Below are 23129 nucleotides of genomic sequence, written 5' to 3'. Positions count from 1 at the left end.
CACAATAAAAAACCCCGGCACGAAGGCCGGGGTCTCAAGGCATCTTTCTAAAGCTTTTAGAGAGCCGCTTTCGACTTTTCGAAACGCTTACGATCGTTTGCGTCGAGATACATCTTGCGCAGACGAATATTCTTCGGCGTCACTTCCATCAGTTCGTCTTCCTGGATCCAGGAAAGCGCACGATCGAGCGTCATGCGGATCGGCGGCGTCAGCTTGACGGCTTCGTCCTTACCGGCGGCGCGGATGTTGGTGAGCTGCTTGCCCTTCAGGACATTCACTTCCAGGTCGTTGTCGCGCGTATGGATGCCGATGATCATGCCGGCATAGACCTTTTCACCCGGCTCGATGATCATCGGGCCGCGGTCTTCCAGGTTGAACATCGCATAGGCGACGGCTTCGCCGGCAGCATTGGCGAGCAGCACGCCGTTGACGCGGCCACCAATCACACCCTTGTAGGGCTGGTAGTCGTGGAACAGGCGGTTCATGATCGCCGTGCCGCGCGTATCCGTCAGCAGCTCCGACTGGTAGCCGATCAGGCCACGGGTCGGTGCGTAGAAACGCAGGCGAAGACGGTTGCCACCCGAAGGACGCAGCTCGACCATTTCGGCCTTGCGCTCGGACATCTTCTGGACGACGACACCGGAATGTTCTTCGTCGACGTCGACGACGACTTCTTCGATCGGCTCCAGAAGCTGGCCGCTTTCATCCTTGTGCATCACGACGCGCGGACGCGACACAGCAAGCTCGAAGCCTTCGCGGCGCATGGTTTCGATCAGAACGGCGAGCTGAAGTTCGCCGCGGCCGGACACGTAGAACGAATCCTTGCCTTCGGCTTCTTCGATCTTCAGGGCGACGTTGCCTTCCGCTTCCTTGAACAGACGGTCGCGGATGACGCGCGAGGTCACCTTGTCGCCTTCGGTACCCGCCAGCGGGCTGTCGTTGACGATGAAGGACATGGTAACCGTCGGCGGGTCGATCGGCTGCGCCTTCATGGCTTCAGAGACGGACGGATCGCAGAAGGTGTCGGCGACGGTCCCCTTGGAGAGGCCGGCGATTGCGACGATGTCGCCCGCATGCGCTTCGTCGATCGCCGTGCGCTCGATGCCGCGGAAGGCGAGAATCTTGGAGATTCGGCCGGTTTCGATCAGCTTGCCGTCCTGGCCGAGAACCTTGACGGCCTGGTTCGGCTTGATCGAGCCGGATGCGATGCGGCCGGTGATGATACGGCCGAGGAAGGGGTTGGCTTCGAGGATCGTGCCGATCATGCGGAACGGGCCTTCTTCGACCGTCGGCTCCGGAACATGCTTGAGCACCAGGTCGAGAAGCGGCGCAAGGCCCTCATCCTTCGGCCCTTCCGGGTTGACGTTCATCCAGCCGTCGCGGCCTGAACCGTAGAGAATCGGGAAGTCGAGCTGCTCGTCGGTCGCGTCGAGATTGGCGAAAAGATCGAAGACTTCGTTGATGACTTCTTCGTGGCGGCCGTCCGGACGGTCGATCTTGTTGATCGCGACGATCGGGCGGAGGCCGACCTTCAGCGCCTTGGAGACGACGAACTTGGTCTGCGGCATCGGACCTTCGGAGGAATCGACGAGAACGATCGCGCCATCCACCATCGAGAGAATACGCTCGACCTCACCGCCGAAGTCGGCGTGGCCGGGAGTATCGACGATGTTGATGCGGACACCTTTCCACTCGACCGAGGTCGCCTTGGCGAGAATGGTGATGCCGCGTTCTTTTTCGAGATCGTTCGAGTCCATCACGCGTTCGGCTACGCGCTGATTTTCGCGGAACGAGCCGGACTGCTTGAGAAGCTCATCCACCAGGGTCGTCTTGCCATGGTCAACGTGCGCGATGATCGCGATATTGCGAAGTGCCATATGTGAAATCTCTGAGGCTGCGGCGCACGCTCTTGAGGACGCGCCTATTGGTTTGGGGCGTCCATACAGTTTTTTTTGCGTTTGCGAAAGAGGGGAACGCGCAAAAGCTGCGGCATGGCTGCCGCCATGCCGCATCGAAGCGTGTCATCAAATTGTCTTAGGCGTCGCTGCCTGTCAATTCCTCGAAGGTCGAAAGTCCCTTTTTGACCAGCATCGCATCCGGGCTCGGCAGCTTGCCGCGGAAGGCCTTGTAGGCATCTTCCGGATCGACCGAGCCGCCGACGGAATAGATGTTTTCCTTGAGCTTGCGCGCCATCTCGCCGTTGAAGGCGTCTCCCGTCTCCTCGAAGGCGGCAAAGGCGTCGGCATCGAGCACCTCCGACCACATGTAGGAGTAATAGCCGGCCGAATAGCCGCCGGAAAAGATGTGCTGGAAGTGCGGCGTCGCGTGGCGCATGACGATCGATTTCGGCATGCCGATCTCGGCCAGCACCTCCGCCTGCACCGCCATCGGATCCGCAACCGCTTCCCGCGTGTGAAACGCCATATCAACAAGCGCCGACGAGGTGAACTCGACGGTGTTGAAGCCGGCATTGAAGGTGCGCGCCGCCAGCACCTTGTCGAGCAGCGCCTGCGGCATCGGCTCGCCGGTTTCGACATGCACGGCATAACGCTTCAGAATAGCGGGCACCGTCAGCCAGTGTTCGTAGAGCTGCGACGGCAGCTCGACGAAATCGCGCGAGACGCCAGTGCCGGAGACGGAAGGGTAGGTGACATTCGACAGCATGCCGTGCAGCGCGTGGCCGAATTCGTGGAACAGCGTGCGGGCATCATCGAGCGACAGCAGCGCCGGCTTGCCCTCCGCCGGTTTGGCGAAGTTGCAGATATTATAGATGATCGGCAGCTCGCCATGGCGGCCCGTCTTCAGTTCGAGCTTGTGCTGCGATTGCAGCGAGCTCATCCAGGCGCCGGATCGTTTCGAGCCGCGGGCGAAATAATCGCCGAGGAACAGCGCGACCAACCGGTCTTCGCGGTCCCGGATTTCAAAGACCCGGACATCCGGGTGATAGGCGGCCACGCCCTTCTTCTCGACGGCGCGGATACCGAACAGCCGCCCGGCCACGTCGAAGCAGGCCTCGATGATCTTCTCCAGCTGCAGATAGGGCTTGAGCTCGGCCTCGGAGAAATCGAATTTCCGCGCCCGGATCTTTTCGGCGTAGTGGCGCCAGTCCCAGGGCATCACCTCGTGGTTACGCCCCTCCTCGGCGATCAGCGCTGATATATCGACCTCCTCCTCGCCGGCGCGTTTCACCGCCCGCGCCCAGACGGCCTTGAGCAGATCGTTCACCGCCTCGGCGGTCTTCGCCATCGTGTTGTCGAGCTTCAGCTCGGCGAAATTGCCGTAACCGAGCAGGCTCGCCACTTGATGGCGCAGCGCCAGCGTCTGGCCGATGACGGCGCGATTATCCGTCTCGCCGTCATTTTCGCCGCGCGCCACCCACGCCTTGAAAGCCTGCTCGCGCAGATCGCGGCGCTCCGAAAAGGTCAGGAACGGCTCGATGATCGAGCGCGACAGCGTCACCGCATATTTGTCCTCGTCGCCGCGTTCGCGCGCAGCCGCCGCCATTGCGTCGCGCAGAAATTCCGGCAGCCCGTCGAGCTCGGCTCCGTCGGAAAGCGTAAGCGCCCAGGCCTTCTCGTCGGCCAGCACGTTCTGGCCGAATTGCGTGGCGAGGCCGGCAAGCTTTTCATTGATCCCGGCGAGCTTCTCCTGCTCGGCCTTCCCGAGCTTGGCGCCCGATTTGACGAAGCCTTTCCAGTGGCGCTCCAGCACGCGTGTCTGTTCGAGCGTCAGGCCGAGGCTCTCGCGTTTTTCCCAGAGCGTATCGATGCGGGCAAAAAGCGCGGCATTCATGCCGATCTTCGAATAATGGCGCGACATCTTCGGCGAGATTTCCCGCTCCAGCGCCTGGATCACATCATTGGTATGCGCGCCGGCCTTGTTCCAGAACAGCGCCGAAACGCGCGACAGCGCATCGCCGGCAATCTCCAGCGCCGTGACCGTATTGTCGAATGTCGGCGCCTCACTATTTCCGGCGATCTCGTCGATCTCGCTTTCATGGGCGGCCAGCGCCGCTTCGAAGGCGGCGGCAAAATCGCCGTCGTCGAGAGCATCGAAACGCGGCAGGCCGTGAAGACCGTCCCAGTTGACCAGCGCCGGATTGAAATCACGGGGAGAAGACATCGGAGAAATTCCTTTTTGGCATGCAGGTGGATCGTCAATATAGGAGAGCCACCCGGGAATTGGTATGTTGCAGGCAAGCGCCTTTCGCCCCACCCGCCAAATCTGGTGGACAAAAATTGACGCGCGAGAATTAACCATTTGTTAACGATTGACGCGAATCACGCGCAAGCGCTAGTTTCCCCATATTCTTCCTGTAAGGGGACATGCGCCATGGAAATTTTTTCTGTGCGGTCTTCTCAGAGTTTGCTATTTAAAAACAATCCCAATAACGCAAAAGCTTCGAAGACCTCTGATATTGAAATCGAGACCAGAGCTCCGGCCTCGGCCTCGTTCCAGATCAAAGACGATAGTGACGAAGGGCCGGATTTCACCGCGGTCAGCCCTGGTGAATTGCGCAATTACGCGCGTCAGGGTTTCGACAGCGGCCTGATCGATCAGAGCACCTACGCTGCGATCTCCGAGCCGCTGCCGATGCACGCCATCGATCCGCTCGGCAACGTCATCGATCTCTCCAGCGTCACCGACGGCACCAGCTTCAATTTTCTCGATTATTACAAAAATCAGCTGCAGATCGCCACGTCGATCGGCGATCCCGATGAGGTCCAGACGCTCAAATCAATCGTCAATTTCCTGGATAGCTAGCTAAATTACGCCTTGCGCCAGCTGATGAGGCCCGGCGTTGCGTGCCAGAGTGCCTGAGCGGCAAAACCCATGAAGAGGACGCCGGAGCAGCGCACGATCAGCCGCTCCTGCGCGCGATAGAAGCGGCGAACCGCGCCGGCGCCGATGACACCGATCAGGATGATGTCGGCCGTCACGAAACCGACGAAGGACACGCCGAGAAGCATCGGCAGCGCCTCGAAATCAAGCGCCCCAGCCGAACCCGCGACCAGCGCGGTGAAGGTGGCGAGCGCCACCGGATAGCCCTTCGGATTGGTGACGCCGAAGATCAGCCCACGGCGAAACGGCCGCTCGACCACGACCAGTGCCTGCCCTTCCGCTTTCGGCTTGGCATTGACGGCGCTCCAGCCGATCCAGGCGAGATAGAAACCGCAGGCAAGCCCGAGCAGGTCGAAGACGAAGGTCCCGATCGTCTTCGCGCCGACGATCGCGATCAGCGCCAGCGACGACCAGATGAGATCCCCGACCAGATGCCCCATCATGAACAAAGCGCCGGCCTTGCGGCCCTGCCCGGCGCCGATGCCGAGCAACTGCAGGAAGGCGGGTCCGGGGATGAGCACGTAGAAGAGCGCCGCTAGGAAAGCGCCGAAGACCAGGGACTGCGTCATGGAAATGCTCCGGAGGATGATTTGGCAGAGTAAGCGATGGCAGGCACCCGTCAAGGGCTGTGAGAAAACGGGATCAAGCAGCAAACGCCATTGCCAGCAGCTTCCGGCTCAACGCGGAGGTCTCTCATTCGCCCCTACATAGAATAGACCTCTAAGGATGCGCGCTGTCGATCGCCGGTACGGTGAACTTCACGACCTCTCCGCCCAGCACTTCGTGTTCCGGCGTGGCGATTTCGATGAACACCTTGTGTTCGCCAGTCGGCAGGCCGGTCAGGACGATAGCGCCGGTACCGCCGGCATCGGCCCAGCGCCAAGGCAGGTCGTCAATGCTGACATGAAGGTGACCGGCCCTCGGCGAGACGTCGCTGGCGCTGGCGCCGAAGATTGGCAGGATGCGGAAGTTTTCGGTTCGATAGGGAATGATGGCCACCGCTCTCTTCGCGAGCGGTCCCGGAAGCGGCTGATCCACGAAGAGCTTGGGCGCAGGCTCGTTCTGGATGGGAAGAAACTGCGTGGCTGCTTGATGCGGCGTTTGCGCATGGATGGGTGTGACGGCGGCAAGCAGTAAAACTGCCGTTGCGAGGGCTCTTGCGATCGTGGTCATGACAAAATCCTTTGGTAGCCGCGCCGGAGATCACCGACAGATGTCGGGACGCTGGCGCGATGTTGGGTTGGAGGGCGCTTCGGGGCCCGATCAAGCGACGTTGAGTTCGACGGCAATGTTGCCGCGAGTGGCCTTGGAATAAGGGCAGAGCTGGTGAGCACGCTCGACCAGGGACTTGGCGAGGACCGCCTCAATACCCGGCAGCTTCGCATTCAGCCGCGCCTGCAGCACATAGCCGTCGTCGCTCGAGACCAGGTCGATCTCGGCATCGACGGCGGCGTCGGCGGGCACACGGAGCTGGCGCTCGGCAGCAGCCCTTCCGATCGCGCCGAGGAAACAGGCGGACCAGCCCGCAGCGAAGAGCTGCTCGGGATTGGTGCCCCGGCCCGAGGAACCGGGCGGGGATAGTTTCACATCGAGGCGCCCATCGGAACTGCGAGACGCACCGTCACGGCCGCCGATGGTGTTGGTGGTGCCAGTGTAGATCACTGTCGACATTCAGATACTCCTTGTTGGCCTGGTGGACGCCGCCCTGGATCAAGGTTTGGGCTGCGATGACGGGAAGATGAGCTCCGCAAGTCCGGTCCGGTAGCGAGCAGAAACGAGAGTGAGCCTCTCGTTTTCGATCAGCCGCGCTGCAGGGAAGCGAGAAGCGGGATCGCTGTTGACGATGTCGAAAAGCAGCGTGTTATCGCACTGAATGCGTCAGTGACGAGAGCGTAAGGCGCACGCGCGCAACACGACGGTTTGTCCTTTCACGATCGGTGTAACGGCTCCCCGGCCGTTGAGAACTTGCAGGGTTCAAGAGGCTGCCTCTCGGCTTCTCTCGCTACCGCCGGCGCCGGAATTGCGCGACCTTCAAAACGCTAATCGGGGATCGTAACCGTTGAAGCGATCCCGCTTTCACATCCAGCCGGGAGACCGACATGAACACGGATTTCAAACGCAAGATCGTCTTCGCTCTATCGATGGGCATCGTAACGACAGGGCTGATCTCTTTTACACTGCTCGCGCTCAATCTGGGCTTCTCGAAGGGATTCGCCCTGACATGGCTCCGCTCGTGGAGCATTGCCTATCTCATCGTCATCCCCGCCATCCTGCTGATCGGCCCTCGCCTTCAGGCACAGGTCGACCGCGTCGTTCGTTGACGCGGAAGACGGTCGAGGAAGTGCGAGCTTCATTCGGGTGAAGGCACATCACCATAGTTGCTGCAAACCGCGCGAAGCCGGGGGAGCGCCCAATCGATGAAGGCACGCACCTTGAGGGCGAGCAAGCCCTGGCGCGAATAGACGATGTTGACCGGCTTGGGCCCGCCGTCATAGTCCTTCAAGATCTGCACAAGCGCGCCCGAGGATACTTCCTCCGGAACTTGATAGTCGAAGAGGCGGGCGATCCCGGCTCCCCCGAGCGCGGCGGCGACGCAATTGGCCGCCGTGTTCACCTCGATCCGGCTCCGCGGCAGGATTTCGACGGGCTTCCCGTCGATCTCGAAACTCCAAAAGAACGACCGCTTGTGGAACATGATCCCATCGTGATTGGCAAGTTCGGTCGGATGTTGAGGAAGGCCATGCCGTTCCAGATAGGCGGGGCTTGCGCAGGTCAACAGACGGAACTCACCGGCCTTGACGGCGTAGAGCGAACTGTCTTCCAACTCACCAAGTCGGATGGCGACATCGACCTGCTCATTGACCAGATGAACAGAGCGGTCGAGTGAAAGAACGTTCAATATCACTTGCGGATGCTTGTTCATGAAGTCGAGTGCAATCGGCAGGACATACCGGTGGCCAAACTCGATCGGCATCGTGATGGTCAGCAGTCCCCGCGGCGTCTGATACTCGCCTGACGCCCTGCGTTCGACCTCCTCCAGATCGGCGATAATCTTGCGCGCCGCGTCGACATAGTCGCGACCGGCATCGGTGAGCTGCAGGTTGCGGCTTGTTCGGATGATGAGGTTTGTGCCGAGATATCGCTCCAGATCGGCGACCTTGCGGCTGACGCTCGGCAGCGGTGCGTTGAGCTTCCGGCTACCCGCCGACAAGCTCCCGGCGTCAACCACCGCAAGCAGAACCCGCATTGCATCAAGCCGATCCATAATGCCCCGATGGTTAGAAGCCTCTCTGTTCAGGATAGGAGAAATCGGTTCTGCTGAATAGGCGGTTCCACCGTTCACCTCGGGCCTCGACGACGCAGATCGCCAGACGACCCGATGACGACCCGATGACGATCCCAGGCGCATCGAGAGGGTGGCTCTCATTTTCACCGGGTACCGGCCCAGGCCCGTAGCCGGTAAATTTTCACCCATTCGATCGAGTGTCTTGCCTGAATGTCAATCGAATCTGCCGGGCGTCACGACGATCAAAGGTCCAGGACGCAACTTCAAAAGGGTGAAGATTATGGACAGACTCTTCTATGTCGGCGTGTCGGCCGCACTCTTTGCGGCCTTTGCCTTCTCGCTCAATTTTATCGTGCCATTCATCATCGGTGACTATTCCACCTTTGATTTTGCCCTCATCCGTCATGTCGTCTCGGCTCTCGTCGGGCTTTACATTCTGTTTTCGCAGAAAGGCGCAATGCGCCATCTCACGCTTCGGAACTGTCTGCAGGCCATCTGGCTCGCCTTCGTCGGATATGTCGGCTACTTCCTGACGGTGACCGGAGCGGCCGTCTTTGCCGGCCCCGTCATCGCTCCGGCCTTTCTCGGTCTGGTGCCGATCGTGTTGATGGTCATTGGCAATCAGCGTCAGGGATCATTGCCGTGGCGATCCCTTGTGATGCCCTTGGCGCTGGTGCTGGTCGGCCTTATCCTCGTCAATGGCACGGCATTCACGGCTGAAGGATTGAACTCCGTCGAATCCCTGTGGGTTGGCGTGCCGCTGGCGCTGGCTGCCGTGGGGCTTTGGGTCTGGTTCGCTCTCGCCAATCAGGCTGCACTCGCTGCCCGACCAGAAATGCCCTCCGGCGTGTGGTCGGCCCTGATATTGGTCGGAGGTGGCGTCTTGATGCTTGTCTTCTATCCCGTCGGCGCCGCGATGGACTTGTTCCAGCTTCCAGCATTGGGATTCGGCTGGAGTGCCGCCGGCAACCTATTTATTTGGGGTGCATCCTTCGCGCTGATGGCAACGGTAGGCGGCGTCTGGGCCTGGAACATTGCATCACGGAGCCTGCCCGTCGCCTTGGCTGCGCAATTGATCGTTTCGGAAACAGCCTTCGGTGTCATCGGCGGACTGGTCGTGCATGCTCGCTGGCCGACCCCGATCGAAATCGCCGGGGTGGTCGTCCTGATCGCCGGCGTTGTTCTATCGGTGCGGATTTTCTACGATCGCCAATTTGCATCGGGAAAAATGTCGCTTGCGCACGAGTGACCTCCCGGGTGCAGCGCATTGCGTTCTGGCGAGACGGGGCAACCGATGCGCTCAAATTCTTCGATCGAACACAGCGACCGGCGTCTTCAGACGATAGAGCGTCGTCGGTCGCCGGGCCCGCTCGGTCTGTCGTTTTTCGCCCTCGACCACTTCGAGCAAATCGAGATCGTTGATCTTGCGGCGAAAGGCGCTCTGGTCCAGCCGCTCCCCCATCACCGTTTCATAGATTGCCTGCAGTTCCGACATCGTGAAGACCTCGGGAAGCAGCCTTGCCGGGATGGTCGAGTAGGCGCCCTTGCCGCGCAGCCGCGCCAGCGCGGCAGCGACGATCTTATGATGGTCGAAGGGCAGCTCGCCTGCAGCCTCGACAGGCCGCAATTCCAGCAGGCCGGCGCCGCCCTCCAACGCTCCCTGCGGGACCAGCGCAAAATAGGCGATCGATACCGACCAGTCGCGGGGATCGCGCCGCGCCGAAGCAAAGGTCGCAAGCTGTTCGAAAAAGATGCCCTCGAGCCCTGTCTTGGCCTTGAGGATGCGCCGCACTGCCGCCTCCGCATCGGCGTCCTCATCCGTGTGCAGATAGCCGCCGATCAGCGCCGCAACACCGGCAAACGGCTGGGCGGACCGTTCCAGCAAGGCCACGCATAGTCGTCCTTCGTGCAGCGTCAGCAAGACGATGTCGACCGTCACGATCGGCCGGGCGAATTCAGCCTCTGCCATTGGCATTTTCCTGGTGAGCGTTCCGGGCTCTCATAACGGCCCATCATAAAAATGACAATTTGCAAATAGCAACTTGCAAAATGCAATTTGCAAGTCTATATGGTTGATAACGAAGGCAGCGGGCAGGACGCCCGAGCCTATCGCCAAGGCACGAGCAAAGGAGTGATGCCATGGGTATGGGACGTTTCAGCACAAGCGACTGGGCGGCCTACAATGCACGCCATGTGGATGGCCGCAGCCGGTCCGAAGTATTCGGCGCCACCGGCATCGATCCCCGGTTCGATCCGGCGCGCTTTGCCACCCGCGAGAGCCGCGACAGCGCCTACAATCCGCAGTCGACGCCGATTATTCTCGCCTCGGATGTGACCGGCTCGATGGGCATGATCGCCCACGAGCTGATGCGCGGCGGGCTCATCACCCTGACATCGGAGATCTATGACCGCCGGCCGGTATCCGATCCGCATATCATGGTGGCGGCGATCGGAGATGCCTATACCGATACCGCACCGCTGCAGGCCACCCAGTTCGAAGCCGACATCTCGCTTGCCAGCCAGATCCGCGCCTTGTGGCTGGAAGGCAATGGCGGTGGCAATGACGGCGAGAGCTACAGCGCCGCCCACCTTCTGGCAGCCCTCAAAACATCGACCGATGCCTTCGAAAGGCGTGGCCGCAAAGGCTATCTCTTCACCATCGGCGACGAGCCGGTTCACAATGGCCTGACCGCCGACCAGATCGCCCGCATCTTCGGCATCGAACCGCCGCGCGGTCTGAGCGCCCGGGAATGCCTTGCGATGGCGCAGAGATCCTATGAGGTCTTCCACATCGTCATCCGCGAGGGTTATGCAGCCGCGCGGCTCGACCGGGTGCTGGCGAGCTGGCAGCCGTTGCTGCCAGGCCGGACCTTCGTGCTCGATGATCACAGGCGCATCGCCGAACTGGTGGTGTCGATCATCGAGATCACCGAAGGCCGGGATGCCGGCGACGTGGCCGCCAGCTGGCCGGGTGCGGCGGCGGCGGTCGTCGCCAAGGCAATCGGCGAACGCCCGAAGCGGCGCCTGCTGCCATTCTTCTAAGCCAGATACTCTAACTGCCCCGGCGCGATCGCTCCGGGGCCATTGAGGAGCAGAATGATGAGTATCCAAGCACAGGCCGTGATCGGCGCGCTTTATGGCGACGAAGGCAAGGGGCTGATGGTCGACCGCCTTGCCGCAGCCACGCCGGGGGCCCTGGTGGTTCGCAGCAATGGCGGCGCTCAGGCCGGCCACACCGTGGTCGATCCCGCCGGCCGCCGTCATGTCTTCCACCATATCGGCTCGGGCAGCTTTGCCGGGGCCGCCACGCATTTCAGCCGCTTTTTTGTCGCCCATCCGATGCTGCTGCTCGACGAGCTGGCTGATCTCGGCCAGCTCGGGGTGAAGCCCGCGATCAGCAGCGACCCGCGGGCGCCGGTCACCACGCCGTTCGACGTCATCATCAACCAGGCCTTGGAGCTGGCGCGCGGCGCTGCCCGTCATGGCAGCTGCGGCCTCGGCTTCGGCGAGACCATCGAGCGCAATCTGCGCCCGGAATTCGCCCTCTCGACCAAGGATCTGTTCCGCCCCGATCTGCACACCCGCCTTGTTTCGATCCGCGACGCCTGGGTACCTCTCCGGCTGGCCGCGCTCGGCATCACCGCCCTGCCCGCGGAACTGGCTGCCGCGCTGGCCGACGACACCACCATCGCCCGCTTCGAGGCCGATTGCGCCGCCTATCTCGACCGCGTCACGCTCTGGCCCGACCGGCGGCTGTGCGAACGCGGCACCGTCATCTTCGAAGCTGCCCAGGGCCTCGGGCTCGATCAGGACCGTGGCGTGTTTCCCCACGTCACCCGTTCCAATACCGGGCTTGCCAACATGCTCGCTATCGCCGCCGAGGCCGGCATCACCGCGCTCGACGTAACTTATGCGACGCGCTGCTACACCACCCGGCACGGCGCAGGCCCCCTCAAGGGGGAAGTTGCCGCACTGCCCGGCATCATTGTCGTCGACCCCACCAATGCACCGAACGAGTGGCAGGGGTGCCTGAGGCTCGCGCCGCTCGATCTCGGCCTGTTGCGTGAAGCCATAACACGCGACCTGAGCTTGGACCGCGGCGGTATCGCCGTCAGAGCCGGACTGGCGGTGACCTGCCTCGATCAGGCGGAGGATGGTTTTGCGGTGACGGATTGCGGAGAGGTGATGCCGCTTGATCCTGCCAAGGCGGCGCCCGAGATAGCCGATCTGGTTGGCCTGCCGCTGTGGGCCGAAAGCTGGGGACCGCGTCGCGGTGACGTCAGACGACGTGTCGATGCCGCCGCCGCTTAAAAAAGAGCCCGCGCGGCAATGCCGGCGGGCTCATATCCGGTGCGAAAGCGAACCGGTGACTACTTCTTGAGATTGCGCTTGCCGAGCGTGCGCAGGCGCAGCGCGTTGAGCTTGATGAAGCCGGCCGCGTCCTTCTGGTCGTAGGCGCCCTGATCGTCCTCGAAGGTGACGAGCTTGTCGGAATAGAGCGACTTTTCGCTTTCACGGCCAATGACCATGACATTGCCCTTGTAGAGCTTCAGCGTCACTTCACCCTCGACATGCTCCTGGCTCTTGTCGATCAGCGCCTGCAGCATCTCGCGCTCCGGCGAGAACCAGAAGCCGTAATAGATCAGCTCGGCGTAGCGCGGCATGATCTCGTCCTTGAGATGGGCAGCACCGCGGTCGAGCGTGATCGATTCGATCGCCCGGTGCGCCGAGAGCAGGATCGTGCCGCCGGGCGTTTCGTAGACGCCGCGCGACTTCATGCCGACGAAGCGGTTCTCGACGAGATCGAGACGGCCGATGCCGTTGTCGCGGCCGTAATTATTGAGCGTCGCCAAGAGCGTCGCCGGCGACATCTCGACGCCGTTGATCGAGACGGCATCGCCCTTGCGGAAGCCGACCTTGATCACTTCAGCCTTGTCGGGCGCGGCCTCAGGCGAGATCGTGCGCATATGCACATATTCCGGCGCCTCCTGGGCGGGGTCCTCGAGAACCTTGCCCTCGGAGGAGGAATGCAGAAGGTTGGCGTCGACGGAGAACGGCGCCTCGCCCTTCTTGTCCTTGGCAACCGGGATCTGATGCTGCTCGGCGAAGGCGAGCAGGTCGGTGCGGCTCTTGAAGGACCAATCACGCCACGGGGCGATGATCTTGATGTCGGGGTTCAAAGCATAGGCTGAGAGTTCGAAACGAACCTGGTCGTTGCCCTTGCCGGTGGCGCCGTGGGCGATCGCATCGGCGCCCGTCTTGCGGGCGATATCGATCAGGTGCTTGGAAATCAGCGGACGGGCGATCGAAGTGCCGAGCAGATAGACGCCTTCGTAAACGGCATTGGCACGGAACATCGGGAAGACGAAATCGCGCACGAATTCCTCGCGCACATCCTCGATGTAGATCTCCTTGATGCCGAGCATCTCGGCCTTCTTGCGCGCCGGCTCCAGCTCTTCGCCCTGGCCGAGATCGGCGGTGAAGGTGACGACTTCGGCGCCGAGTTCAGTCTGCAGCCACTTCAGGATGATCGAGGTGTCGAGGCCGCCGGAATAGGCGAGAACGACTTTCTTCACGTCTTTGTATGATGCCATGGTGATGAGGTCCGTTGCATAAAAGGCCGGCGAAAACCCGGTGTCGCGGCACTTTTAGCGAGATTGGCGCGTGACGCAAGGGCAAGTGCGACGCCACCGGCGGCGATAGCGTTTGACAGCGGCAAAGCGGAGCCCATATTCGCCAACGTCCTAGCAATGATCGAGGAGAGGCTCCCCGTGACCAATATTCAAGACATTTTCAAGAAATCCAATGTTGCCGTCATCACCGGCGGCGCGTCCGGCATCGGCCTGGCGGCAGCGAAATATTTCGCCGGGCGCGGCATGAGCGTCGCCATCGCCGATCTCGGCGGCGATCGGCTGGCCGAGGCCGCCGACCAGCTCAAGGCCATTGCCGGCGAGGAAGATGTGATGGCGGTCGAAACCGACGTCGCAGCCAGGGACTCGCTGGAAGCGCTCGAACGCGCCGTGCTCCAGCGTTTCGGCCGCGTGCACGTGCTGATGAACAATGCCGGCATCGGCCCGGAAACCTCGATCTTCAGCCCTCAGGCCAACTGGGACCATATCCTCGCGGTCAATCTGATGGGCGTCATCAACGGCACGCGCACCTTCGGCCCGAAGATGCTGTCGCACGGCGAACCCGGCCTGATCATCAACACCGGCTCCAAGCAGGGTATCACCACGCCGCCCGGCAATCCCGCCTACAATATCTCCAAATCGGGCGTGAAGGTCTTTACCGAAGCGCTCGAGCATGAGCTTCGCAACATCGACGGCGGCAAGATTTCCGCCCATCTTCTGATCCCCGGCTTCGTCTTCACCAGCCTCACCCAGGGCGACCGCACGGAAAAACCGGCCGCCGCCTGGACGCCGGAACAGACGGTCGACTTCATGGTCGAAAGCCTCGGGCGCGGCGATTTCTATATCCTTTGCCCCGATAACGACGTTGCCCGGCCGGTCGACGAACGCCGTATGGCCTGGGCGGCCGGCGACATCATCGAGAATCGTCCGCCGCTGTCGCGCTGGCACAAGGACTATGCCGACAAGTTCAAGGCCTTCCTTGAACAGAAGTAATCGCTGGCATCAGAAGCTTTGATTGGTAATTTTCCGAAAGCCGGATAAGAGATCGTCAGGTCTTTCCGGCTTTCGGAGTGTGCCATGGATTTCCTGCCCAGCCTGCCGACGCTTCTCGGCTTTGCCGCCGCCACGCTGTTGCTCGCGGCGACCCCCGGTCCCGATATGACGCTGTCGATCAGCCGCTCGCTCGCCCAGGGCAAGAATGCCGCGCTCTTCGTCGTCGTCGGCACCAGCCTCGGCATCGTTGTTCACACCATGCTGGTCGCCTTCGGCATTTCGGCGCTGATCACCGCCTCGCCGACCGCCTTCCTGATCCTGAAGACCGGCGGCGCCGCTTATCTGCTCTGGCTCGCGATGCAGGCGATCCGCTTCGGCTCGAAGCTGACCGTCGCCAAGGTCGAGGCGCAGAAAGGCACCGCCCTTTCGAACATCTCGTCGGGCTTCTGGGTCAATCTTCTGAACCCCAAGGTCATCATCTTCTTCATGACCTTCCTGCCGCAATTCGTCAGCGCCGGCGATCCCGCCGTCACGCAGAAGCTGCTTTTCCTTGGGCTTTGTTTCATCCTGTTCGCCATGCCGGTCAATGCCGCCGTGGTCCTTGCCGCCGACCGGCTGGCCTGCTGGCTGCAGAACAACAGGAAGGTGCTGCGCGGCATCGACTATACCTTCGCCGGCGTCTTCTCGATCTTCGCCGCGAAGATCCTGCTCACGCAGACAAGATGATCAGCCGATCCCGCGGTCGCGAAGCGATCCGCGCACGGTCGGCCTAGCCGATCACGCTGTCGGTTTATCCGATCAGCACGCTGTCGGCCTTAGCCGATCAGCAAAGCGTCGTCATCGAGCGTCTGGCCGCGCATCTTGCGGAACATGGCGATCAGATCCTCGACCTGCAGGTTCTTCCTGTTGTCGCCGGCGACATCGAGAACGATCTCGCCGCCATGCAGCATGATCGTGCGGTGGCCGTAGTCCAGCGCCTGGCGCATCGAGTGCGTCACCATCATCGTCGTCAGCTTGCGCTCGGCAACGATCTTCTGCGTAAGGTTCATCACGAACTCGGCCATCCCAGGATCGAGGGCTGCCGTATGTTCGTCGAGCAGCAGCACCTCGGACCCCGCAAGCGTTGCCATGACGAGCGACACGGCCTGGCGCTGCCCGCCGGAGAGCAGATCCATGCGGTCCTTCAGCCGGTTTTCCAGCCCGAGGTTCAGTTCGGCAATCCGCTCCTTGAAATAGTCCCGGCGTTTGCCGCCAAGCGCTGGCGCAAGCCCGCGCTTCTCGCCGCGCCGGGCGGCCAAAGCAAGGTTTTCCTCGATCGACAGCGCGCCACAGCTTCCCGTCAGCGGATCCTGGAAGACGCGGGCAACCAGACCGGCGCGTGATGCGGTAGACTTGCGCGTAACCTCGTTCTTGCCGATCAGCACCTGCCCCTCACTCGGCAGGACGTCGCCGGCGAGCACGCCGAGCAATGTCGATTTGCCGGCGCCGTTGGAGCCGATGACGGTAACGAAGGAGCCCTGCTCGATGGTCAGGCTGACGCCGTTCAGCGCCTGTTTCTGCAGCGGCGTACCGCGTCCGAAAACGACCTTGATGTCCTTGACGCTGATCATGATGCGGCCCCTCCGCGAAGACGGGGAAGGATGAGCGCCACGGTCACCAGTACCGCGGTGACGAAGTTGAGGTCGGAGGCCTGCAGGCCGATGATGTCGCTGGACAGCGCCAGCTGGATCGCGATGCGATAGAGGATCGAGCCGAGCACGCAGCCGATCAACGCGATCAACAGGCCGCGACGACCAAGCAATGTCTCGCCGATGATGACGGCGGCCAGACCGACGACAATCGTGCCGACGCCCGAGGTGACATCGGCAAAGCCGTTCGTCTGGGCAAACAGCGCACCGCCGAACGCCACCAGCGCATTCGAGATTGCCATGCCGAGATAGATCTGCCGGCTGGTATCGACACCCTGGGCCCGCGCCATCCGCGCATTGGCGCCGGTCGCGCGCATCGCCAGCCCGGCATCGCTTTCGAGGAAGCGCCAGACCAGGACGAGGGCGACGATCACGAGAACGCCGACGAAGAGCGGCCGTACATAGAAATCGCGAAGGCCGTGGCCGAAGAACGGGCTGATCATCGTATCGGCATTGATCAGAGCGACGTTGGGTTTGCCCATCACCCTGAGATTGACGGAAAACAGCGCGATCATCGTCAGGATCGAGGCGAGCAGGTTGAGGATCTTGAAGCGCACGTTGAGCAGCGCCGTCACCATGCCCGCGGCCGCGCCGGCGGCCATCGCGACCACCGCCGCAAGCCAGGCATTGACGCCGGCAATGATCAGCACGGCGGTCACTGCCGCGCCGAGCGGAAACGAGCCGTCGACCGTCAGATCGGGAAAGTCGAGAATGCGGAAGGCGAGATAGACGCCAAGGGCGACGAAGGAATAGACCAGGCCGAGCTCGACGGCCCCCCAGAATGCGATTTGGCTCAAGGCTTTCAGCCCCTTTTTGTTACCGTTCCGCCCGTCGCGAAACCGCAGCCTTTTAGTACTTCAGCCGCCCCCGTGCAAACGGGAGCGGCTGAATGTGAATGGTCGATGGCATTACAGCCGATTATTCGATGACCTTGTTGGCGCGCGAAAGCACGCTTTCCGGCAGGGTGACGCCCATCTTGGCCGCGGCTGCCTTGTTGACGACCAGATCGCTGCCGGCAGCGGTCTTGACCGCGATATCGCCGGGGTTTTCGCCCTTCAGCACCCGTACGACGATGTCGCCCGTCTGCTTGCCGACATCATAATAGTTGAAGCCGAGGGCGGCAACCGAACCGCGCGAAACCGAATCCGTATCGGCAGTGAAGAGCGGCAGTTTGCTCTCTTCGGCAACCGCGACGGCGCCTTCGAGCGCCGAGATGATCGTATTGTCGGTCGGGATATAGATCGCATCGGCGCGGCCGACGAGGGCGCGGGCCGCACCCTGGACCTCGGCCGATTTGGTGGCGGCTGATTCCACAACCTTCAGGCCGGCCTTTTCGGCTTCGGCCTTCAAGACGGCGAGCAGCGAAACGGAATTCGCCTCGCCTGAATTGTAGAGATAGCCGATGGTTTTCACGTCGGGCAGGATTTCCTTGATCAGCGCCAGATGTTCGGCGACCGGCGACATGTCGGAAAGGCCGGTGACGTTGCCGCCAGGCTTGTCCATGTTCTTGACAAGCTGGGCGCCGAGCGGATCGGAGACCGCGGTGAAGACGACCGGAATGTCACGCGTCGAGGAGACGACCGCCTGGGCCGAGGGCGTGGAGATCGGCACGATGACATTCGGCTCGTCGCCGGCGAACTGCCGGGCGATCTGGGCTGCTGTCGCCGGATTGCCCTGCGCCGACTCGAACACGAATTTCAGGTTCTCGCCTTCCTTGTAGCCGGCCGCCGTCAGCGCATCGAGAACGCCCTTGCGGGCCGCATCCAGCGCCGGATGCTCGACGATTGCCGTCACGGCGACCGTGACGTTGTCAGCCTTTGCGGGCAGGGAAAGGGCCAGACTGGCGGCAAGAGCGAGCAGAATCGGGCGCATTTGTATCCTCCTGATTGATTTTGGCGGCACTATTAGGAAAAGCGCATGCTTAAATCAATGCAGGAGAATTGTAGCGAGGATCAAACTTGCTGATCAGTCGTCGGCGCCATGATTGGCAATCATCATCGCCTCGAAGGCCAGGCGCTCGGTCTTGCGCATGCGCTCAGACTCCGATTTCAGCTGGCCGCAGGCGGCAAGAATGTCGCGGCCGCGCGGCGTGCGGATCGGCGAGGCGTAACCTGCCGAATTGATGAAATCGGCGAACTTCTCGATCTGCTCCCAGTCGGAACATTGGTAGTTGGTGCCCGGCCAGGGGTTAAACGGAATGAGGTTGATCTTCGCCGGCACGCCCTTCAAGAGCTTGATCAGCCCTTTGGCGTCCTCAAGGCTGTCGTTGACATCCTTCAGCATCACATATTCGAAGGTGATGCGCCGCGCATTGGAAAGGCCGGGATAGGCCTTGCACGCCTCGATCAGTTCCTTCAGCGGATACTTCTTGTTGATCGGCACCAGAATGTCGCGCAGGTCGTCGCGCACCGCATGCAGCGAGATCGCCAGCATGACGCCGATCTCCTCGCCGGTGCGAAAAATCTCCGGCACGACACCGGAGGTGGACAGCGTTACCCGGCGCCTGGACAGCGACAGGCCGTCGCCATCGGTGGCGATCAGCAAAGCCTGCTTGACGGCGTCGAAATTATAGAGCGGCTCGCCCATGCCCATCATCACGATGTTGCTGACCTTGCGGCCCTCGGCAGGCATGATCGTACCCTGCGGCGCTTCACGATCCGGGAAGTCGCCGAGCCGGTCGCGGGCAAGCAGCAGCTGCGACAGAATTTCCTCAGCCGTCAGGTTGCGCACCAGCCGCTGTGTCCCGGTGTGACAGAAAGAACAGGTGAGCGTGCAGCCGACCTGGCTGGAGATGCACAGCGTGCCGCGACCCTCTTCCGGGATATAGACGGCTTCGATCTCGACCGGGCGGCCGGCGCCCCGCGGGGGAAAACGCAGCAGCCATTTGCGTGTGCCGTCGTTCGAGACCTGCTCCTCGACGATCTCAGGACGCGCGATGGTGAAATGCTGCTTCAGCATCTCGCGCATGTCCTTGGCGACATTCGTCATATGGTCGAAATCGGAAACCCCGCGCACATAGATCCAGTTCCAGAGCTGCGCGACGCGCATCTTGATCTGCTTCTCGGCCACGCCCTTTTCCCGGAGCGCCGCCCCCATTTCCTCGCGCGAAAGCCCGATCAAAGAAGGCTTTTCGGTGCCGGGAGAGGCGTGCGGCGCCTGCGGCTTGGTGACGTCAATCGCATCCATGACGGACATAGTCTTCAGATCCCGAATTCAAACACGTAACCGCCCCGCAAGCCCGCGGACTTCAGGAGCAAGCCGGAAGAGGTGAGGCGCATGACGGCACATTGGCAGAAATTGAATGGCGGAACGGCGACTGATATCGCGATCTGTCCGCTGTTGGCGCGCCCTTTAGCATCATTTTGCCCGCGCGTCACTAGAGATAGAAATGACGAAGGCCGGCGCAAGGCCGGCCCCCTGAAACTCTGCGGCTGGAGAGCGCTTACTTGCAGCTTTCGATCTGCTTCAGCGCAGCCGAGATGCCCGAGAGCGAATAGCTGTAGGAAGTGCCGGTGCCCTTGCGCGAAACGGCGTTCACCGTCATCGAATGACCGGTTTTCATTGCCGCGACGAGAGCGGGCTCCTGCGCCGCATTTTCGACCCAGCCGGCCTTGTCCTTGGTGAACATCACGAAGGTCTTGTTGTCTATGACGACGTTGATCTTCGAATTTTCCTTCACCGTGTAGCCCATCATCGCCTGCGGTTCGTAGGAGATGTTCTGGCCCGGACGCTGCGAGACGATGAAGAAGTTATCGCCATGGTCGACGCTTGCCGGCTGCTTTGCTGTCGGAACGGACAGCACGTAGCAGACGGTGCTGGCGCCCGACTTGTAGGAGTAGGCGCCCCATGCCTGGAACTGCTGGATGCGGTTCGGCGCGGCGGCCTGCTGCGCTGCCGCAACTCCGGCCGTGACAAGGGTGAGTGCGAGAGCGGATACGATACTTTTTACAAACATGGATTCCTGCCGGTTCTTGCGATCAAGGCCCGAAGCGATCATAGCGGGCGCCGCATAATCACGATCTGCTTTATTTTGACTTAATTCAGGTTACCAAATGGTCAACAATGGCTGCGATTTGTATCTGCCTGTGTCATTTGAGCTCGGGTATCAATTTTCGCCCCTTTGACGGTATCGGCCGTGACACCGTGCCCCGATGGCACTGGCCGTCCGTTCGGCTGAATTTAAGACACAAAGATTCAGGCAAGAGTTTGACCTTTCCCAAATCCGTTGTACCTCAGTAAGACTTGGAAATCCGGTACGAAATTATTGCCGCAGGGGGCTCGTGAGGGGACATGGATGCCGAGGAAAGACAGCGTTTCGCTGCCCTCGCGAAGGCCGTCGCCAGAGATCGCGACCAGCAGGCCTTTTCCATCCTGTTCGACTATTTCGCACCCCGGCTGAAAGCCTGGCTGATGCGCCAGAAGATGACGAATGCCGAGGCCGAGGAGCTGGTTCAGGAGATCATGATCGTGCTCTGGCACAAGGCGGATCTCTACGATGCGACACGATCGTCACTCTCGACCTGGCTTTTCCGCATTGCCCGCAACCGCCGCATCGACCAGCAGCGCCGCATCAACACCCGCATCTTCGACGAGACCGACCCGGCCTTGCAGCCGCCGGCCGAGATCGGCGCCGAAGAAATCGTCGCCAATGACGATCGCGACGCCAGGATACGCGCCGCCGTCGGCCAGTTGCCGGAAGAGCAGCGCGAGATGCTGCGCGCCGCCTTCTTCCTCGGTCAATCACATTCGGAGATCGCCGAAGCGACCGGGCTACCGCTCGGCACGGTGAAATCGCGCATCCGGCTTGCCTTCGGCAAGCTCCGCAAGGTGCTGGAGCGCGAAAGCGCTTAAATAGTTTTCATGGCTTCTTCGGTCCGGTCGGCCAGAACGCGGTCGGCCGCCTCATAGTGACCCGGGCGGATATGGCCGCGCACCATGGCGAAGGCGGCCGAGAGCACGGCGATGTCGTCGGAAAAGCCGATGACGGCGAAAACATCCGGGATCATGTCGATCGGCATGACGAAGTAGGCAAGTGCCGCAAGCAGCACGCCGCGCACCTTCGTCGGCGTCTGCGGATCGAGCGCGCAGTAGAAGCCGGCGACGACATCGCGTGAGAACGGAATCTGCCGCACGGCGCGGCGGAAGGTCGGCCAGAATTTCTGCCGCACCGTCTTCTCCCGCCGGCTCTGGGTGTCCTCGTCACCTGGCAACAGGATTTCCCCGAACTTGACCTCGTCCATCCCTTCCATCCTTTCGTCCCTGCGAACATATGGTGATGGCGCCCACTCTTTCAATCGGCCCCTTTCAATCGGCCTGGCTTTCAAACGCCGCGTCGGGCCGCGGCCTTGTCCATCGCCTTGGCGAGCTTGAAATCCAGCTCCGTCAGCCCGCCGGCATCATGCGTATTCAGCGTCACATCCACCCTGGAATAGACGTTGAACCATTCGGGATGGTGGTTGAGCTTTTCCGCCCTAATCGCTGCCTCGGTCATGAAGCCGAAAGCCTCGACAAAGTTTGCAAACTTGAACGTCCTCGATATCGCAGAGGCCGCGTCATTGAGTGCCCAGCCCGCAAGCCCGGCCATTTCAGCCTCGACCGCCGTCCGTTCCAGTCTTTCCATTTTCATGCCATGCTCCTCTCATCTGTCGACAGGTCGCCGATGACGCCTATCAATATCCTCTTCGTCTGTATGGGCAATATATGCCGCTCTCCGCTCGCGGAGGGAATTTTCAACCATCTCGTCGCCGAGGCAGGTTTGACCGGCCGTTTCGCGATCGATTCCGCCGGCACCGGCGGCTGGCATGAAGGCGAGCAGCCTGACCGGCGGTCGATCGCCACCGCGAAAAGCCACGGTATCGATATATCCGGGCAACGCGCCCGCCGAATCCGCTCCAGCGATTTCAGGGATTTCGATCTGATCGTGGCCATGGACCGCGACAATGTGGCGGCGCTCGAAATGATCGCGCCGCCTGAGGCGACCCTCCACCTCTTCGGCGATATCGCGCTTGGAACCGGAGAGGATATTCCCGATCCCTATAATGGCGGCCCGGCAGGTTTCGAGCTGGTCTATACCAGGCTCTTGACCGGCTGCAGCACCCTGCTCGAAGCGCTGGGCGCCGAGCGCGCCTCGTGCAACGGGAACACTTCCTCGGTGAGGTAGGGCCCGCCGCCGACCGATTCGCGTGACGACAGCAGCACGAAACGCGGCGCCGTGAAGGTTGATGTGTGGAAGTTGCCGCGTCCGGCCAGATATTGCACGACATCGTCGAGCCGCGACGATTTGAGCCGCGCCAGCGTCACATGCGGCGTGAATTTGCGCGGATCCGGCGGCAGGCCGATGCGCTGGCAGATGCGCTCGATCTCGCCCTGCAGAGCGTACATCTCCGGCGATTGCGAGACGCCGGCCCAGACCGAATGCGGTTTCTTCGAGCCGAAGGAACCAATGCCTTCGAGCCGGAACTGGAATTCCGGCCGGTCGATCCGGTCGAGGCGTTCTACGATTTCATCGGCCGTGCGGCCGTCGACATCACCGATGAAGCGCAGGGTGATGTGGTAATTCTCCACATCGATCCATCGTGCTCCGGGGAGGCCACCGCGCAGCAATGAAAGGCTCATCGCCGCATTGCGCGGAATTTCGAGGGCGGTAAACAGTCTCGGCATAACGAGCACTCCCCGAATCTTTTGCAGGTG

General features: G+C 61.6%; 25 protein-coding genes. 9 read left to right on the top strand and 16 right to left on the bottom strand.

Annotated elements, in window-relative coordinates; all coding sequences use genetic code 11:
- Positions 1-56: 56 nt before the first annotated feature.
- The gene (gene typA, locus AF337_RS19965) at positions 57-1877 is read right to left on the bottom strand and encodes a translational GTPase TypA (protein WP_049733424.1); all 1821 of its coding nucleotides are present in this window, start codon (positions 1875-1877) and stop codon (positions 57-59) included.
- 157 nt (positions 1878-2034) lie between these two features.
- A complete protein-coding gene (locus AF337_RS19960; RefSeq protein ID WP_049733423.1) occupies positions 2035-4122 on the bottom strand; it encodes a M3 family metallopeptidase in 2088 nt (695 codons plus the stop codon).
- Positions 4123-4332: 210 nt separating this feature from the next.
- On the opposite strand from AF337_RS19960, the gene AF337_RS19955 reads away from it, so the two are divergent.
- Positions 4333-4764, top strand: a complete 432-nt coding sequence (locus AF337_RS19955) for a hypothetical protein (protein WP_049733422.1) — start codon at positions 4333-4335, stop codon at positions 4762-4764.
- A 5-nt stretch (positions 4765-4769) separates the two neighbouring features.
- Here AF337_RS19955 and AF337_RS19950 read toward each other — a convergent pair whose 3' ends face one another.
- From AF337_RS19950 to AF337_RS19940, 3 genes are all read right to left on the bottom strand, one after another.
- Positions 4770-5411 carry a LysE family translocator gene (locus AF337_RS19950; protein ID WP_049733421.1) on the bottom strand — a complete coding sequence of 214 codons (642 nt, stop codon included), beginning with the start codon at positions 5409-5411 and terminating at the stop codon, positions 4770-4772.
- Positions 5412-5562: 151 nt separating this feature from the next.
- Positions 5563-6015 (bottom strand): DUF6130 family protein, encoded by a 453-nt coding sequence (locus tag AF337_RS19945; protein ID WP_049733420.1) that lies wholly within the window; start codon positions 6013-6015, stop codon positions 5563-5565.
- A gap of 90 nt (positions 6016-6105) precedes the next feature.
- Positions 6106-6513: an organic hydroperoxide resistance protein gene (locus AF337_RS19940; protein WP_049733419.1), complete on the bottom strand. Its 408-nt coding sequence runs from the start codon at positions 6511-6513 to the stop codon at positions 6106-6108.
- Between the two features lie 428 nt (positions 6514-6941).
- Between AF337_RS19940 and AF337_RS19935 the strand changes: the two genes are divergently transcribed.
- Complete coding sequence (locus tag AF337_RS19935; RefSeq protein WP_049733418.1) at positions 6942-7163, top strand: DUF2798 domain-containing protein; 222 nt, start codon at positions 6942-6944, stop codon at positions 7161-7163.
- 29 nt (positions 7164-7192) lie between these two features.
- Here the strand turns inward: AF337_RS19935 and AF337_RS19930 are convergent, their stop codons facing one another.
- A complete protein-coding gene (locus AF337_RS19930; RefSeq protein ID WP_049733417.1) occupies positions 7193-8107 on the bottom strand; it encodes a LysR family transcriptional regulator in 915 nt (304 codons plus the stop codon).
- Positions 8108-8408: 301 nt separating this feature from the next.
- Between AF337_RS19930 and AF337_RS19925 the strand changes: the two genes are divergently transcribed.
- On the top strand, positions 8409-9377 hold the full coding sequence (locus AF337_RS19925) for a DMT family transporter (RefSeq protein ID WP_049733416.1): 969 nt from the start codon (positions 8409-8411) through the stop codon (positions 9375-9377).
- A 51-nt stretch (positions 9378-9428) separates the two neighbouring features.
- On the opposite strand, the gene AF337_RS19920 is transcribed toward AF337_RS19925, so the two are convergent.
- Positions 9429-10097 carry an NUDIX hydrolase gene (locus tag AF337_RS19920; RefSeq protein ID WP_049733415.1) on the bottom strand — a complete coding sequence of 223 codons (669 nt, stop codon included), beginning with the start codon at positions 10095-10097 and terminating at the stop codon, positions 9429-9431.
- A 170-nt stretch (positions 10098-10267) separates the two neighbouring features.
- Between AF337_RS19920 and AF337_RS19915 the strand changes: the two genes are divergently transcribed.
- Positions 10268-11170: a hypothetical protein gene (locus AF337_RS19915; protein WP_049733414.1), complete on the top strand. Its 903-nt coding sequence runs from the start codon at positions 10268-10270 to the stop codon at positions 11168-11170.
- 57 nt (positions 11171-11227) lie between these two features.
- On the top strand, positions 11228-12439 hold the full coding sequence (locus AF337_RS19910) for an adenylosuccinate synthetase (RefSeq protein WP_049733509.1): 1212 nt from the start codon (positions 11228-11230) through the stop codon (positions 12437-12439).
- Positions 12440-12498: 59 nt separating this feature from the next.
- On the opposite strand, the gene AF337_RS19905 is transcribed toward AF337_RS19910, so the two are convergent.
- The gene (locus AF337_RS19905) at positions 12499-13722 is read right to left on the bottom strand and encodes an argininosuccinate synthase (protein ID WP_049733413.1); all 1224 of its coding nucleotides are present in this window, start codon (positions 13720-13722) and stop codon (positions 12499-12501) included.
- Positions 13723-13899: 177 nt separating this feature from the next.
- Here AF337_RS19905 and AF337_RS19900 point away from each other — a divergent pair, with 177 nt between their 5' ends.
- Entirely contained in the window at positions 13900-14751 is an 852-nt protein-coding gene (locus AF337_RS19900) for an SDR family NAD(P)-dependent oxidoreductase (RefSeq protein ID WP_049733508.1), read from the top strand.
- Positions 14752-14835: 84 nt separating this feature from the next.
- Positions 14836-15477, top strand: a complete 642-nt coding sequence (locus tag AF337_RS19895) for a LysE family translocator (protein ID WP_049733412.1) — start codon at positions 14836-14838, stop codon at positions 15475-15477.
- Between the two features lie 89 nt (positions 15478-15566).
- Here the strand turns inward: AF337_RS19895 and AF337_RS19890 are convergent, their stop codons facing one another.
- The 5 genes from AF337_RS19890 to AF337_RS19870 all read right to left on the bottom strand — a co-directional run bounded on the left by AF337_RS19890 (position 15567) and on the right by AF337_RS19870 (position 20394).
- The gene (locus tag AF337_RS19890; protein ID WP_049733411.1) at positions 15567-16361 is read right to left on the bottom strand and encodes an ABC transporter ATP-binding protein; all 795 of its coding nucleotides are present in this window, start codon (positions 16359-16361) and stop codon (positions 15567-15569) included.
- Positions 16358-17236: an ABC transporter permease gene (locus AF337_RS19885; RefSeq protein ID WP_049733410.1), complete on the bottom strand. Its 879-nt coding sequence runs from the start codon at positions 17234-17236 to the stop codon at positions 16358-16360. The genes AF337_RS19890 and AF337_RS19885 overlap by 4 nt, the downstream gene beginning before the upstream one ends.
- Positions 17237-17357: 121 nt before the next feature.
- The gene (locus AF337_RS19880; protein ID WP_049733409.1) at positions 17358-18311 is read right to left on the bottom strand and encodes an ABC transporter substrate-binding protein; all 954 of its coding nucleotides are present in this window, start codon (positions 18309-18311) and stop codon (positions 17358-17360) included.
- A 93-nt stretch (positions 18312-18404) separates the two neighbouring features.
- Entirely contained in the window at positions 18405-19634 is a 1230-nt protein-coding gene (gene rlmN / locus AF337_RS19875; protein ID WP_049733408.1) for a dual-specificity RNA methyltransferase RlmN, read from the bottom strand.
- 247 nt (positions 19635-19881) lie between these two features.
- Positions 19882-20394, bottom strand: a complete 513-nt coding sequence (locus AF337_RS19870) for an invasion associated locus B family protein (protein WP_049733507.1) — start codon at positions 20392-20394, stop codon at positions 19882-19884.
- A gap of 335 nt (positions 20395-20729) precedes the next feature.
- Here AF337_RS19870 and AF337_RS19865 point away from each other — a divergent pair, with 335 nt between their 5' ends.
- On the top strand, positions 20730-21290 hold the full coding sequence (locus AF337_RS19865) for a sigma-70 family RNA polymerase sigma factor (RefSeq protein WP_049733407.1): 561 nt from the start codon (positions 20730-20732) through the stop codon (positions 21288-21290).
- On the opposite strand, the gene AF337_RS19860 is transcribed toward AF337_RS19865, so the two are convergent.
- Together AF337_RS19860 and AF337_RS19855 are read right to left on the bottom strand one after the other, a co-directional pair.
- Positions 21287-21679 (bottom strand): YkvA family protein, encoded by a 393-nt coding sequence (locus AF337_RS19860; RefSeq protein WP_003589762.1) that lies wholly within the window; start codon positions 21677-21679, stop codon positions 21287-21289. The two genes, AF337_RS19865 and AF337_RS19860, sit on opposite strands and share 4 nt — an antisense overlap.
- An 80-nt stretch (positions 21680-21759) precedes the next feature.
- Positions 21760-22065: a 4a-hydroxytetrahydrobiopterin dehydratase gene (locus AF337_RS19855; RefSeq protein ID WP_049733406.1), complete on the bottom strand. Its 306-nt coding sequence runs from the start codon at positions 22063-22065 to the stop codon at positions 21760-21762.
- Between the two features lie 33 nt (positions 22066-22098).
- Here AF337_RS19855 and AF337_RS40680 point away from each other — a divergent pair, with 33 nt between their 5' ends.
- Complete coding sequence (locus AF337_RS40680; protein ID WP_082336838.1) at positions 22099-22599, top strand: low molecular weight protein-tyrosine-phosphatase; 501 nt, start codon at positions 22099-22101, stop codon at positions 22597-22599.
- Here the strand turns inward: AF337_RS40680 and thpR are convergent.
- Positions 22506-23099 (bottom strand): RNA 2',3'-cyclic phosphodiesterase, encoded by a 594-nt coding sequence (gene thpR, locus AF337_RS19845; RefSeq protein ID WP_049733404.1) that lies wholly within the window; start codon positions 23097-23099, stop codon positions 22506-22508. The genes AF337_RS40680 and thpR overlap by 94 nt on opposite strands.
- Between the last annotated feature and the right edge of the window lie 30 nt (positions 23100-23129).

The sequence above is a fragment of the Rhizobium ecuadorense genome (genome assembly GCF_001187535.1).
In the GTDB taxonomy this organism is placed as follows: Bacteria; Pseudomonadota; Alphaproteobacteria; order Rhizobiales; family Rhizobiaceae; genus Rhizobium; species Rhizobium ecuadorense.
This window is presented reverse-complemented; position numbering and strand designations above follow the sequence as displayed.

Excerpts from the sequence above, each read along its gene's own strand:
- typA (WP_049733424.1), bottom strand. The coding sequence starts at position 1,877 with ATGGCACTTCGCAATATCGCGATCATCGCGCACGTTGACCATGGCAAG.
- AF337_RS40680 (WP_082336838.1), top strand. The coding sequence starts at position 22,099 with ATGACGCCTATCAATATCCTCTTCGTCTGTATGGGCAATATATGCCGC.
- AF337_RS19865 (WP_049733407.1), top strand. The coding sequence starts at position 20,730 with ATGGATGCCGAGGAAAGACAGCGTTTCGCTGCCCTCGCGAAGGCCGTC.
- AF337_RS19860 (WP_003589762.1), bottom strand. The coding sequence starts at position 21,679 with ATGGACGAGGTCAAGTTCGGGGAAATCCTGTTGCCAGGTGACGAGGAC.
- AF337_RS19925 (WP_049733416.1), top strand. The coding sequence starts at position 8,409 with ATGGACAGACTCTTCTATGTCGGCGTGTCGGCCGCACTCTTTGCGGCC.
- AF337_RS19890 (WP_049733411.1), bottom strand. The coding sequence starts at position 16,361 with ATGATCAGCGTCAAGGACATCAAGGTCGTTTTCGGACGCGGTACGCCG.
- AF337_RS19955 (WP_049733422.1), top strand. The coding sequence starts at position 4,333 with ATGGAAATTTTTTCTGTGCGGTCTTCTCAGAGTTTGCTATTTAAAAAC.
- AF337_RS19935 (WP_049733418.1), top strand. The coding sequence starts at position 6,942 with ATGAACACGGATTTCAAACGCAAGATCGTCTTCGCTCTATCGATGGGC.
- AF337_RS19960 (WP_049733423.1), bottom strand. The coding sequence starts at position 4,122 with ATGTCTTCTCCCCGTGATTTCAATCCGGCGCTGGTCAACTGGGACGGT.
- AF337_RS19920 (WP_049733415.1), bottom strand. The coding sequence starts at position 10,097 with ATGGCAGAGGCTGAATTCGCCCGGCCGATCGTGACGGTCGACATCGTC.
- AF337_RS19945 (WP_049733420.1), bottom strand. The coding sequence starts at position 6,015 with ATGACCACGATCGCAAGAGCCCTCGCAACGGCAGTTTTACTGCTTGCC.
- AF337_RS19905 (WP_049733413.1), bottom strand. The coding sequence starts at position 13,722 with ATGGCATCATACAAAGACGTGAAGAAAGTCGTTCTCGCCTATTCCGGC.
- rlmN (WP_049733408.1), bottom strand. The coding sequence starts at position 19,634 with ATGTCCGTCATGGATGCGATTGACGTCACCAAGCCGCAGGCGCCGCAC.
- AF337_RS19950 (WP_049733421.1), bottom strand. The coding sequence starts at position 5,411 with ATGACGCAGTCCCTGGTCTTCGGCGCTTTCCTAGCGGCGCTCTTCTAC.
- AF337_RS19915 (WP_049733414.1), top strand. The coding sequence starts at position 10,268 with ATGGGTATGGGACGTTTCAGCACAAGCGACTGGGCGGCCTACAATGCA.
- AF337_RS19940 (WP_049733419.1), bottom strand. The coding sequence starts at position 6,513 with ATGTCGACAGTGATCTACACTGGCACCACCAACACCATCGGCGGCCGT.
- AF337_RS19895 (WP_049733412.1), top strand. The coding sequence starts at position 14,836 with ATGGATTTCCTGCCCAGCCTGCCGACGCTTCTCGGCTTTGCCGCCGCC.
- thpR (WP_049733404.1), bottom strand. The coding sequence starts at position 23,099 with ATGCCGAGACTGTTTACCGCCCTCGAAATTCCGCGCAATGCGGCGATG.
- AF337_RS19880 (WP_049733409.1), bottom strand. The coding sequence starts at position 18,311 with ATGCGCCCGATTCTGCTCGCTCTTGCCGCCAGTCTGGCCCTTTCCCTG.
- AF337_RS19930 (WP_049733417.1), bottom strand. The coding sequence starts at position 8,107 with ATGGATCGGCTTGATGCAATGCGGGTTCTGCTTGCGGTGGTTGACGCC.
- AF337_RS19855 (WP_049733406.1), bottom strand. The coding sequence starts at position 22,065 with ATGAAAATGGAAAGACTGGAACGGACGGCGGTCGAGGCTGAAATGGCC.
- AF337_RS19870 (WP_049733507.1), bottom strand. The coding sequence starts at position 20,394 with ATGTTTGTAAAAAGTATCGTATCCGCTCTCGCACTCACCCTTGTCACG.
- AF337_RS19910 (WP_049733509.1), top strand. The coding sequence starts at position 11,228 with ATGAGTATCCAAGCACAGGCCGTGATCGGCGCGCTTTATGGCGACGAA.